At 68.0% G+C, this 12338-nt stretch carries 10 protein-coding genes; 5 read left to right on the top strand and 5 right to left on the bottom strand.

The window, feature by feature from the left end; genetic code table 11:
- Positions 1–1715: MMPL family transporter (locus VFW69_RS21240; RefSeq protein WP_526504276.1), on the top strand; the 1715-nt coding region annotated here is incomplete at its 5' end.
- A gap of 44 nt (positions 1716–1759) precedes the next feature.
- On the opposite strand, the gene VFW69_RS21235 is transcribed toward VFW69_RS21240, so the two are convergent.
- Positions 1760–2908 (bottom strand): AI-2E family transporter, encoded by a 1149-nt coding sequence (locus VFW69_RS21235; protein ID WP_526504274.1) that lies wholly within the window; start codon positions 2906–2908, stop codon positions 1760–1762.
- Between the two features lie 168 nt (positions 2909–3076).
- Here VFW69_RS21235 and VFW69_RS21230 point away from each other — a divergent pair, with 168 nt between their 5' ends.
- A complete protein-coding gene (locus VFW69_RS21230; RefSeq protein ID WP_526504272.1) occupies positions 3077–4252 on the top strand; it encodes a lysylphosphatidylglycerol synthase transmembrane domain-containing protein in 1176 nt (391 codons plus the stop codon).
- Here the strand turns inward: VFW69_RS21230 and VFW69_RS21225 are convergent.
- Positions 4249–4791: a hemophore gene (locus VFW69_RS21225; RefSeq protein WP_526504270.1), complete on the bottom strand. Its 543-nt coding sequence runs from the start codon at positions 4789–4791 to the stop codon at positions 4249–4251. The two genes, VFW69_RS21230 and VFW69_RS21225, sit on opposite strands and share 4 nt — an antisense overlap.
- Before the next feature lie 352 nt (positions 4792–5143).
- On the opposite strand from VFW69_RS21225, the gene VFW69_RS21220 reads away from it, so the two are divergent.
- A complete protein-coding gene (locus tag VFW69_RS21220) occupies positions 5144–8185 on the top strand; it encodes an MMPL family transporter (RefSeq protein ID WP_526504268.1) in 3042 nt (1013 codons plus the stop codon).
- The gene (locus VFW69_RS21215; protein ID WP_526504266.1) at positions 8182–8718 is read left to right on the top strand and encodes an XRE family transcriptional regulator; all 537 of its coding nucleotides are present in this window, start codon (positions 8182–8184) and stop codon (positions 8716–8718) included. Before VFW69_RS21220 ends, VFW69_RS21215 begins: the two co-directional genes overlap by 4 nt.
- A 4-nt stretch (positions 8719–8722) precedes the next feature.
- Here VFW69_RS21215 and VFW69_RS21210 read toward each other — a convergent pair whose 3' ends face one another.
- Together VFW69_RS21210 and VFW69_RS21205 are read right to left on the bottom strand one after the other, a co-directional pair.
- Positions 8723–9406, bottom strand: coding sequence for a hypothetical protein (locus tag VFW69_RS21210; RefSeq protein ID WP_526504264.1), 684 nt, complete (start codon positions 9404–9406; stop codon positions 8723–8725).
- A gap of 7 nt (positions 9407–9413) precedes the next feature.
- The gene (locus tag VFW69_RS21205; protein ID WP_526504262.1) at positions 9414–10082 is read right to left on the bottom strand and encodes a hypothetical protein; all 669 of its coding nucleotides are present in this window, start codon (positions 10080–10082) and stop codon (positions 9414–9416) included.
- A 41-nt stretch (positions 10083–10123) separates the two neighbouring features.
- Between VFW69_RS21205 and VFW69_RS21200 the strand changes: the two genes are divergently transcribed.
- Positions 10124–12112, top strand: coding sequence for a M13 family metallopeptidase (locus VFW69_RS21200; protein WP_526504260.1), 1989 nt, complete (start codon positions 10124–10126; stop codon positions 12110–12112).
- Here VFW69_RS21200 and VFW69_RS21195 read toward each other — a convergent pair.
- The coding region (locus VFW69_RS21195) for a molybdopterin dinucleotide binding domain-containing protein (protein WP_526504258.1) at positions 12096–12338 on the bottom strand (243 nt) is incomplete at its 5' end. The genes VFW69_RS21200 and VFW69_RS21195 overlap by 17 nt on opposite strands.

The following is a 12338-nucleotide window of genomic DNA, read 5'->3' as shown; positions in this document are numbered from 1 at the left end:
TGGCGTTCGCCATCCCGATCGCGGTCGGCATGATCCTGCTGGTCATTCCGCTGGGCAACTTGTCCTTCGGCGGCATGAGCGAGAAGTACCTCCCGCCGGACAACGCCGTGCGCATGGCCCAGGAACACTTCGACAAGCTCTTCCCCGGCTACCGGACCGAACAGTTGACGATGGTGATCCAAAGCACCAACGGCGGCAAGGTCACCGACCAGCAGGTTGCCGATATCCGCAACCGGATTTCCTCGATCGGCGGGTTCACCGACAAGCAGTGGGAGGAGCGGGCCTGCCCCACCATCGCCGGCAACCCCTGCGTCGCAGGTCCGAATGGGACGACGGTGCCCAAGGACGGCTCGGTACGGGTGATCCAGGACGGCCTGGTCAATAAGAACGATGCCGCCAAGAAGATCGCCGAACTGCGGGCGGTGAATCCCCCGAAGGGGCTGAACCTCTATGTCGGCGGCACGCCAGCCCTGGAACAGGACAGCATCCACAGCCTGTTCGACAAGGCTCCGCTGATGCTGGTCGTATTGCTCAGCGCCACCATGCTGTTGATGTTCCTGGCGTTCGGATCGGTGGTGTTGCCGATCAAGGCGGTCCTGATGAGCGCGCTGACGCTGGGTTCGACGATGGGCATCTTGACCTGGATCTTCGTCGACGGGCACTTATCGACCGCGCTGAATTTCACGCCCACCCCGCTGATGGTGGTGGTGATCGCGCTGGTTGTCGCCGTCGGTTTCGGTCTGGCCACCGACTACGAGGTGTTCCTGGTCTCCCGCATGGTCGAGGCGCGCGAACGCGGCATGTCGACGGCCGAAGCCATCCGGATCGGCACCGCGACCACCGGGCGCCTGATCACGGCAGCCGCGCTGGTGCTGGCGGTGGTCGCCGGTTCGTTCGTGTTCTCCGACCTGGTGTTGATGAAGTATCTTGCCTTCGGTCTGATGGCGGCGCTACTGCTGGACGCCACCGTCGTCCGGATGTTCCTGGTGCCGTCGGTGATGAAGCTGCTCGGCGACGACTGCTGGTGGGCGCCGCGCTGGGCCCGGCGCCTGCAGAACAAGATCGGGCTCGGTGAGATCGACCTGCCCGACGAGCGCAAGCGGCCCACACTCAACGGCCGGCCCGCGCGGCCGCCCGTTGCGGCCAGCCTGGTCGCGGCGGCACCGCGGCCACCACACGACCCCACCCATCCCGGCCCGCTGGAGCCGCCGCGGCCGGCACGCCCGGGTCCGGTCGAGCCGCGGCCCACGCGGGAACCATCCCCGAGCGGGGCGACGACGCGCGCCGCGACGAGCGAAAGCGCGGGCACCACGCGCATCCCGGCCCGCCCCAGCCAGCCGACCGAGGCCCAGACGACGCGCTTCTCCGCACAGGGCGTGCCCGGCCATGACCGCCCGGCCGAGATGCGCCCCGCGACCAACTCCGCACCGCAGGCTCCCCAGCGACCGTCGGCGGCGGGCCCGGCCGCACCGCCGTCCGGGGATCAGACGCGGGCCATCCCGGTGCCCGGCAACCGGTCCGACGACACCGGCGACACCGCCGAACCCACCACCGCCCTGCCGAAGATGCGCCCGGAAGGCAACGACCCCACCGCGGCCACCGAGCAGGCGAACGCGCCCGGGCAGGGCGAGAACGGCGACCCGGCGCGGCAACGCCGGCGATCCGGCGGCGGGCTGTCCGCGCAGGATCTGCTGCGCCGCGAGGGTCGGCTTTAACCTGGCGCCCAGGCGCCCCCTTAGACCCCGAAACGGCTAGAGCCTCAGCCAGCTTCGTCCTCGGGATTGTCGGGCTCGGCCTGCAGGATCGCGTTCTTCTCGTCCGCCTCCTCGGTCTGCTTCTCGGCTTCGGCGGACGGATCGGGTGCCAACAGCACCTGCATCGCGTTGTTGAGGAAGGCCACCGTCGGAACCGCGAGCAGGGCGCCGACGATCCCGGCGAGCACACCGCCGGTGGAGATGGCCAGCACCACACCGAGCGGGTGAATCGAGACCGCGCGGCCCATCACCAGCGGTTGCAGCAGATGGGCCTCCATCTGGTTGACCGCGATCAGCACGCCCAGCGTGATGAGCGCGTACACGACGCCTTTGGCCAGCAGGGCGACCACCACGGCCAGCAGGCCCGAGATCAACGCGCCGATCAGCGGGATGAACGCGCCGAGGAACACCAGTGAGGCCAGCGGCAGCGCGAGCGGGATGCCCATGATTGCCAGGCCCGCGCCGACCCCGGCCGCGTCGGTCAGGGCCACCAGGAAGGTGGCCCGCACGTACCCGATCAGCGATCCGTATCCGGCGTTGCCGGCTTCCCTCACCCTGTTACGGACGTCGGACGGGATGATCTGCAGCACGTATTGCCAGATGTTGCGCCCGCCGTAGAGAAAGAAGATCAGCGTGAACAGCACCAGCACCGCCGCGGTGACCAACTCCGTGACGGTGGCGGCGGTGGAGAGCGCGCCGCTGGTCAGCTTCGCCTGATTGTTGTGCAGCGCCTCGATGGCGGCATTGCCCGCGCTGTCGATCTGTTCGTTGCGCAGATGCGCCGGCCCGTGGATCAGCCAGCGGCGCGTCGACTCGATGCTGTTCGTCACCTGTTCGGTCAGGCCGGGTAGGCCGTCGATGAACTGCAGGATGACGAACGCCAGGATGCCGCCCAGGATCGCGAAGCCACCCAGCAACACCAGTGCCACCGCACCACCGCGCGGCAGGCCCCGCTTGTCCAGCCAGTCCACCACCGGCACCAGCAACGCGCTCACCAGCAGCGCCACCAGCACCGGAACGACAATGATTTCGAGTTTCTGCACGACCCACAACAGGGCGAGCGCGGCGACCAGGATGACGAGCAAACGCCACGCCCAGGCTGCGGTCTTGCGGACAAGGGGTTCGACCGAGGCATCGTCGACGTTTGCTGACATTTGGCCAGCCTATCCGCCGCGACCCACCGTCAAACGTGTCCCAACCTGTCTCAAGGGCATCTGCGCGTCGTCCGGAGCCGTCGCCGTCGGCACGATCCGGTTACGACGTCGACACGGTAAGCGATCCGCAGCGATCGCCGCGCCACCTGCACCGTTACCCTAAATCACGTGCCGCACGACGCACCCGCCCGCAATCTCGACTTTCCGCGCGAAGAAACCCCGCGCGGGAAGTACTGGTGGGTGCGCTGGGTAATCCTGGGCGCGGTAGCCATCGTGCTTGCCGTCGAGGTTTCGCTGGGCTGGGATCAGCTGGCCAAAGCCTGGATGAGCCTGTATGAGGCGAATTGGTGGTGGTTGCTCGCATCGGTCGCCGCGGCGGCCGCGTCGATGCACAGCTTTGCTCAGATCCAGCGCACGTTGCTCAAGTCGGCCGGCGTGCACGTCAAGCAGTTGCGCTCCGAGGCCGCCTTCTATGCCGCCAATTCGCTCAGCACCACGCTGCCCGGCGGACCCGTGCTGTCGGCGACCTTCCTGTTCCGCCAGCAGCGGCTCTGGGGCGCCTCGGCCGTGGTGGCGTCGTGGCAGCTGGTGATGTCGGGCGTGCTGCAGGCGGTGGGGTTGGCTTTGCTCGGGCTGGGCGGCGCTTTCCTGTTGGGCGCGAAGAACAACCCGTTCTCGTTGCTGTTCACCCTCGGCGGCTTCGTCACGTTGCTGCTGCTGGCCCAGGCCGTCGCGTCACGTCCGGAGCTGATCGACGGCATCGGCAGCCGGGTGTTGGCGTGGATCAACTCGGTTCGCGGCAGGCCCGCCGACACCGGCCTGGACAAGTGGCGCGAGACGCTGATGCAGCTGGAATCGGTGAGCCTCGGCCGGCGCGACCTCGGGGTCGCGTTCGGCTGGTCGATGTTCAACTGGATCGCCGACGTCGCCTGCCTGGGCTTCGCCGCATATGCCGCCGGGGACCACGCGTCGGTGGCCGGATTGACGGTGGCCTATGCCGCCGCCCGCGCGGTCGGCACCATCCCGCTGATGCCCGGCGGCCTGTTGATCGTCGAGGCGGTGCTGGTGCCCGGCCTGGTGTCCAGCGGAATGTCGCTCCCCAACGCGATCTCGGCGATGCTGATCTACCGTCTGATCAGCTGGTTGCTCATCTCCGCGATCGGCTGGGTGGTGTTCTTCTTCGTGTTCCGCACCGAGAACGTGGCCGAATCAGACGAGGACCCGATTACGGGTCCGCTACCGGTCGTGCCGCTGCCGGGCCACCCCCCGGCCGATCCGACCGAGGCCGCCCTGCAGGGGCCCTTACCGCCCGACCGGAATCCGGAAACCGACGGCCAGCTCTAGCCGACGGTGTTTCCACGCGACGGACCCGGCAGCGGGCTGGTCGCCGCGGGCGGCGCCGCGGCCGGGGCGCCACCGGTGGTGCCGCCCAACGGCGATGCGCCCGCGGGGGTACCGGGCAGCGCGGGCAGGCCACCGGCGGCACCCTGCGCCTGCTGCATCAGACCCATCGCCTGCGGGATGGAGATCGGCAACTTGCACTGCGCCGACAGGTTCGTCAGCGGCTGGGCGATCGACGTCATGTCGCCGGCGACCTTGGGGTTGGCCTCGAAGTAGGACTTCAACCCGTTCACCGACTGCGGCCCCGCCTGCTGCTGCAGCATCGAGGTCATCGTCTGGTTGGTCTCCGGGTGCGAATCCAGGTAGTCACCCATCGACTTGGAGACCGAGCCGATCGTGCGGGCGACCTCACTGGCAGCGCACGGGTCGTTGGCGCCGGTCGCCGGGGCGCCCGCGAGCACCGCGAAGGCTGCGCCGGGCACCGTGGCGGCGATCAGCCCGGCGAAGATTTTGCGACCCCGTCCAGCGGTGGCTCTCGTCACGGGTAACTCCTTAGGAGTGTGCGCGGACCGCCAGGATCGGCGCCTCGCGTATAGCTGCAATGGACGGCCCCACTGAGCGCTGGCATCCCCTGAATCTCCCGGGGGCCTGATGGGCCACCCGTCATCCTGCCACCGCGGATATCACCGCTGCCAGTTCGAACGGAGCCCGGGACGGGATATGTGACCGAAATCCCGCTTGGTCACCGGTTCGCAACGACTTCGCAGCGTCTTGGCAACGACACCGTCGCCGCAGCTCAGGAACTAGATAAGCCCACATATTCCACAGCCTGCTGCGGTATTGTCGCCAGCACGCGCTACGCGAGAACCGGGGAGCGACAAAATCCAGCAGTTAATGATGCGCCTCAGCCGCAGCCTGCGTAAGTACCGCTGGTTGGTCTTCACAGGCTGGTTGCTGGCATTGGTTCCGGCGGTGTACCTGGCGCTGACGCAGTCGGGCAATCTCACCGGCGGTGGGTTCGACGTGGCCGGATCGCAATCGCTGGCGGTGCACGACCAGCTCGAGGAGTTGTACCACGACCAGGGTGGATCGTCGCTGGCGCTGGTGGCCGCGCCCAGGCCCGACGCCAGCTACCAGGACATGAACGATGCCGTCGCGCAGCTGCGACAGATCGCCACCGGCATCCCCGGCACCGCGGAAATCCCCAACCCCACCCAGCGGCCGCCGCAGCCCGACCGCCCGTACGTGCTGTCGGTGCGGCTGGATTCCCGTAACACGAGTGACATCGCCAAGCAGTTCCGCACCAAGGTCGGCATCAAAGGCGATCAACCCGGCCAGACCGCGAACGGCCGCGTGCGGCTCTATGTCATCGGGCAGGGCGCGCTGTCCGCCGCCGCCGCGGCCAACACCAAGCATGACATCGCGGCCGCCGAAAAGTGGAACCTGCCGGTCATTCTGATCGTGCTGCTCGCGGTGTTCGGGTCGCTGGCCGCCGCGGCCATCCCCCTTGCCTTGGGGATCTGCACGGTCGTGGTCACCATGGGCCTGGTTTATCTGCTGTCCGCCTACACGACCATGTCGGTGTTCGTGACCTCGACGGTGTCCATGTTCGGGATTGCGCTCGCCGTCGACTACTCACTATTCATCTTGATGCGGTTCCGGGAGGAACTGCGGACCGGGCGCCAGCCCCGCGAAGCCGTCGACGCCGCGATGGCCACCTCCGGGCTGGCCGTGGTGCTGTCCGGCATGACGGTTGTTGCCTCCCTGACCGGGATCTACGTGATCAACACCCCGGCCCTGAAGTCGATGGCCACCGGTGCCATCCTGGCCGTCGCGGTGGCCATGCTGACCTCGACGACCCTGACGCCGGCGGCGCTGGCCACGTTCGGGCGCGCGGCCGCCAAACGGTCGGGATTCCTGCACTGGTCGCGGCGACCGGAAAGCACGCAGTCGCGGTTCTGGAACCGCTGGATCGGCTGGGTGATGCGCCGGCCGTGGATGTCTGCGCTGGCGGCGTCGCTGGTGCTGCTCGTCATGGCCGCGCCGGCGTCGTCGATGGTGCTGGGCAACAGCCTGCTGCGCCAGTTCGACTCGTCGCACGAAATCCGCGCCGGGGTCGGCGCCGCTGCCCAGGCCCTCGGTCCCGGCGCGCTGGGCCCCATCCGCGTGCTGATCAACTTCCCCGACGGCGGCGCGGCCTCCCCCGAACACAGCCACACCGTCGGCGCGATCCGCCAGCGGATGTCGCAGGCACCCAACATCGTCTCGGTGTCGCCGCCGCAGTTCGCAGAGGATAACGGCAGCGCGTTGCTGTCCGCGGTGTTGTCGGTGGATCCCGAGGACATGAAGGCCCGCGAGACCGTCGGCTGGATGCGCGCGCAGCTGCCCAAGGTCCCCGCAGCGGGCACCGCACGCGTCGACGTCGGCGGCCCGACCGCTCTGATCAAGGACTTCGACGACCGGGTATCCGCGACCGAGCCGCTGGTACTGGGCTTCGTCGCGCTGATCGCCTTCGTGATGCTGTTGCTCTCCATTCACTCGGTTTTCCTGGCGCTCAAAGGCGTCCTGATGACGTTGCTGTCGGTCGCCGCCGCCTACGGCAGCCTGGTGATGGTCTTCCAGTGGGGGTGGCTGAAGGACCTCGGCGTCGCCCAGATCAGCTCAATCGACAGCACCGTTCCCCCGCTGGTGCTCGCGATGACCTTTGGGTTGTCGATGGACTACGAAATCTTCCTGCTCACCCGCATCCGGGAGCGCTTCCTGCATTCCGGTAACACCCGCGATGCGGTGGCCTACGGCGTCAGCACCAGCGCGCGCACCATCACCAGCGCGGCGCTGATCATGATCGCGGTGTTCGTCGGCTTCGCGTTCGCCGGCATGCCGCTGGTGGCCGAGATCGGCGTGGCGTGCGCGGTCGCGATCGCGGTGGACGCCACCGTGGTGCGGCTGGTGATGGTGCCGGCGCTGATGGCGATGTTCGCCCAGTGGAACTGGTGGCTGCCGCCGTGGCTGTCCCGCGTCCTGCCGTCGGTCGACTTCGACCGGCCGCTGCCCGACGTCGACCTCGGCGACGTCGTCGTCATTCCGGACGACATCTCGGGGCTGGTGGTCCCCAATGCCGACCTGCGGATGGTGCTCAAGTCGGCCGCCAGGCTCAAACACCTGGCGCCCGACGCCATCTGCGTGGCCGATCCGCTGGCCTTCACCGGCTGTGGCCGCAACGCGCAGGCGGCGTTGAGCCCGGACGAGGAGCAGACCCGCGGCCTGGGGCCCGGCCAGATCCCGCACCAGGTCGCCCTCAGCGAGGTGAAGGTCAGCGTGGGCGTGGGCGCCGACAAGAAGCCCGGCACCAACGGCCACACCAACGGCTCCCTGGCGGCCAAGAAGCTGGTCAACGGCCTGACCTCGCGCAACGGCATCGCCAAGGCCATCGCCGGGGTGGACCGGCCCGTTCACCCGGTGACGTTGTGGCGGGGACGCCTTTCGGTCGCGATCGACGCACTGGAAAGCGACACCGGCACGACCGTCGAAGACGGGCCGAGATACGAGCGGCGCAGCCCGGTGGAGACCACCAACGTGCAGCTGCCCACTGGCGACCGGTTGCTGGTCCCGACCGGCGCGGAGGCGCTGCGGCTCAAGGGCTACCTGATCATGTGCCGTAACAGTCGGCGCGATTATGCCGACTTTGCAGACATGGTCGATACGTTGGAGCCCGAGACCGCCGCGGTGGTGCTGGCCGGAATGGACAGGTATTACTGTTGTAAATCATCCAGGCGGCAGTGGATTGTCACCCAGCTGGTCCGTCGACTCGCAGATCCGAACCCTTGCGACAACCCGGAAGACCAGGGATCGGAAGCCGACGCTGACTCGGACTGGGAAGGAATCAGGCAACGCTGCATGTCCGTGGCCGTAGCGATGCTGGAGGAGGCGAGGTGACGTTGGCACCCGACCGACGCCCCGCATCGCCGCCCCACCGGCCGGGCCCCGAACAGCGTGAACCCGGCAGTGGGGCATCCGGGTCCTTTCAGGACCCCGACCAGCCGGTGGAGTTCTGGCCGACCGCGGCCATCCGTTCCGCCCTGCAGGGCGGCGACATCGCGACATGGAAGCGCATCGCCGGCGCACTGAAACGTGACCCGTACGGGCGGACCGCCCGCCAGGTCGAAGAGGTCCTTGAGGGCACCCGGCCGTATGGCATCGCCAAGGCGCTGTGGGAGGTGCTCGAGCGTGCGCGCACCCACCTGGAGTCCAACGAACGCGCCGAGGTGGCGCGCCACGTGGGGCTGCTGATCGACCGGTCGGGTCTGGCCCCGCAGGAGTTCGCGTCCCGCATCGGGGTCACGGCCGAGGAGCTCGACCGCTACCTCGACGGCAGCACCAGCCCGACGGCCGCGCTGATGATCCGGATCCGGCGGTTGTCGGATCGGTTCGTCAAGGTGAAGTCCGCTCGGTCAGCCGAAGCGAACTGATCCGCTATCTGACCGGCAGCACATCGGCGACCAGCCAGTCGCTGCCCCGCTTGGTCAGGGTCACCCGCAGCGCCGGCGCCGCCTGACTAGGCGGCTGTCCCGGCGTGTTCTGGGTGACCCGCAGGACCACCGCCACACTGGCCGCCGACGGCCCGAGGGCCTCGACTCCGGCCGACACCGTGGTGGCTTGCGCGGTGACGTTGTGCTGGACCAGCTCGGCACTGGACTTGGTGTACTGCTCCTTGAACGCGGCCGCGTGCTCCGGGACGATCATCGCCGTGGCCCGGTCGATGGAGCCGGTTGGGGCGGTGGGGCTGAACGACGCCATCGCCTCAGCCATGCCGGTGGCGATCTGAACGACTTGGTGGGAGTCGTTGGTGAAGCCGTTATCCGCCTTGGTCCAGTGCGTGTAGCCGGTGGCGACCGCCGCGCCCAGGGCCGCCGTGCACAGCAGGACAACCGCCAACCGCAGCCCCGGTGCGTCGTCGTCGGTCCCGAGGCTGACCGAATCGCGGCGCAGCAGCCAGAGATTGATCACCACGCCTTCGACGATCAGCAGGATCAGCACCGAGCACGCCGACACCCACCACAGCGGCCAGCCGAGCACCAGCCCGATGGCCAGCAGGGCCGCGATCGCGGCCAGCGGCGCCAGGATGTCGAAGGCGGACAGCCGCCAGATGTTTCTCATCGGATCCTCACCTGATCGAAGCCAATCCGGAGATCATCTGCTTGCCGTCCACGTCGGAGACGTCGAGTCGCAGGCTCCAGTGCACGGTCTGCGGCTTGGCTCCGATGTTTTCGCTGACCGACGTGGCGATCAATATCACCGAGTCGGTTCGACTCGCGAACGGCGGCAGCTTGGTGGTGACCACCGGCCGTGCGACGCCGGGCTGGGTGTCCAGGTCGTGGTGCACGGTTTCGATCGCCACCGCGTCGATCCGCCCGGCGCTCTTCGACTGCAGCTTCTCCACGACAGCCTTGTAGGGCTGCACGGCAGCATCGAAGTCGGTGTTGAGTTCGCCGACCGTCCCGTCGTGCAGCCGTTGCAGGCTGGCGTCGACGTTGCCGCTGTTCATGTTGATCAACACATTCGCCCATTCCGCGGCGGTCTGCATGGCGCGGCTCAGGTAGCCGCGTTCGGCTACCTGCTCGCGGTGATCGGACCAGAGGATGAAGCCGAGCACGACCGCGGCCACCGACAGCACACCGAGAACCGCTGACGCGATGCCGTAGGGGGAAAGGACTTCGGCGCTTTCGGATTCATCTCTATCGACGTCGTTCGAGTCGTCGTTTGAGTCGTCGTCGGGGTCGACGTCAAGGGAATCTTCTTCGGCAGGTGGCTCGGTTCGCTCGCCGTCGGACATGGCCCGATCGTTGCACCCGGGAAAGATGGAAGGATGGCGGGGTGACGAATACGGCCATCCGCTCGGGCATCGACCTGAGCTTTGTCGACGACAGCATCCGCCCCCAAGACGACCTGTTCGGTCACGTCAACGGCCGCTGGCTGGCCGAATACGAGATACCGGCGGACCGGGCGACCGACGGCGCCTTCCGCCAGCTGTATGACCGCGCCGAAGAACAGGTGCGCGACCTGATCGTGGAGGCCAGCCAGCAGGGTTCGGCCGCCACGGACGACGACGCGCAACGCATCGGCGACCTGTATGCCAGCTTCCTCGACGAGGACACCGTGCAGCGCCGCGGCGTGCGGCCACTGCGCGACGAGATGTCTGTGATCGACGACGCCGCCGATGCCGACGCGCTGGCCCGGGCCATCGGCGCGCTGCAGCGCACGGGCGCTGGCGGCGGCGTCGGGGTGTACGTGGACACCGACGCCAAGAACTCGGCCCGCTACCTGGTGCACTTCACCCAGTCCGGCCTCGGGCTGCCCGACGAGTCCTATTACCGCGAAGAGCGGCACCTCGAGGTGCTGGAGGCCTATCCCGCACACATCGCGCGGATGTTCGGCCTGGTGTTTGGCGGCGACCCGGCCGGCCACGCCCAGACCGCTGAACGCATCGTCGCGCTGGAGGCCAAGCTGGCCGAGGCGCACTGGGACGTGGTGAAGCGCCGCGACGCCGACCTCACCTATAACCTGCGCACGTTCGCCGAACTTCGCGACGAGTCGGTGGGCTTCGACTGGGCGGGCTGGGCCACCGCACTCGGCGTCAGCCCCGAGGCGCTCGCGGAAGTGATTGTGCGCCAACCCGATTACCTGCGCACGTTCGCCGAGCTGTGGCGCAATGAGGACATCGAGGTGTGGAAGAGCTGGGCGCGGTGGCGGTTGATCCGCGCGCGGGCCTCCTGGCTGACCGACGAGCTGGTGTCCGCGGACTTCGACTTCTACGGCCGGCTGCTGACCGGCACCGAGCAGATTCGGGAGCGGTGGAAGCGCGCGGTGTCGCTGGTGGAGAACCTGATGGGAGACGCCGTCGGAAAGCTTTATGTGCAGCGGCATTTCCCGTCCGGGGCGAAGGCCCGCATCGACGAGCTGGTCGCCAACCTGCGGGCGGCGTACCGGATGAGCATCAGCGACTTGGATTGGATGACGCCGCAGACCCGGGAGCGGGCGCTGGCCAAGCTGGAGAAGTTCACCGCCAAGGTCGGCTACCCGGCGAAGTGGCGCGACTACTCCACACTGGTGATAGAGCGCGACGACCTGTACGGCAATTATCTGCGCGGGTATGCGGTCAACCACGATCGTGAGCTGGCCAAGCTCGGCGGGCCGGTGGACAAAGACGAGTGGTTCATGACGCCGCAGACGGTCAACGCCTACTACAACCCGGGGATGAACGAAATCGTCTTCCCGGCAGCCATTTTGCAGCCACCGTTCTTCGACCCCGAGGCAGACGACGCGGCCAACTACGGCGGCATCGGCGCGGTGATCGGGCACGAGATCGGGCACGGCTTTGACGACCAGGGCGCCAAATACGACGGCGACGGCAACCTGGTCGACTGGTGGACCGACGCCGACCGGACCGAATTCGGCAGCCGCACAAAGGCTCTCATCGAGCAGTACGACTCGTACACACCGCGGGGCCTGGCCGGCGACCACCACGTCAACGGCGCATTCACCGTCGGGGAGAACATCGGCGACCTGGGTGGCTTGTCGATCGCGCTGCTGGCCTACCAATTGTCGCTGAACGGCCGGCCCGCCCCGGTGATCGACGGCCTCACCGGCGTGCAGCGCGTGTTCTACGGCTGGGCTCAGGTGTGGCGCACCAAATCCCGTGATGCGGAGGCGATCCGGCGCCTGGCGGTGGATCCGCATTCGCCGCCGGAGTTCCGCTGCAACGGGGTGCTCCGCAACATGGACGCCTTCTACGACGCGTTCGAGGGCGCCGACGCCGGTGCGCTGTTTTTGGAGCCGAACAGCCGGGTCATGATCTGGAACTGACGCCGCTGGGCACCGGGGCGGCCTCGATCCGCGCGGGCACGTGCTTGTGCCACGGCGTGCCGGCGTAAGGATCCCGCCACTCGGTCGAGGTGAGCACGTTCGGGGCGACACCGGGAGTGACGGTGCGCCCCTCAGCGTCGACGTAGTCGAGCCCAAAACCGTTGGGCAGGGCGGCATGACCGGCCATCATCGTCTCCGTGATCTCGACGGTGGCCTCGGCGCTACC

The organism is Mycobacterium sp., from assembly GCF_036273375.1.
Taxonomy (GTDB): domain Bacteria; phylum Actinomycetota; class Actinomycetes; order Mycobacteriales; family Mycobacteriaceae; genus Mycobacterium.
Note: the sequence above shows the minus strand (reverse complement) of the source record. Positions and strands in the feature narration are given on the sequence as shown.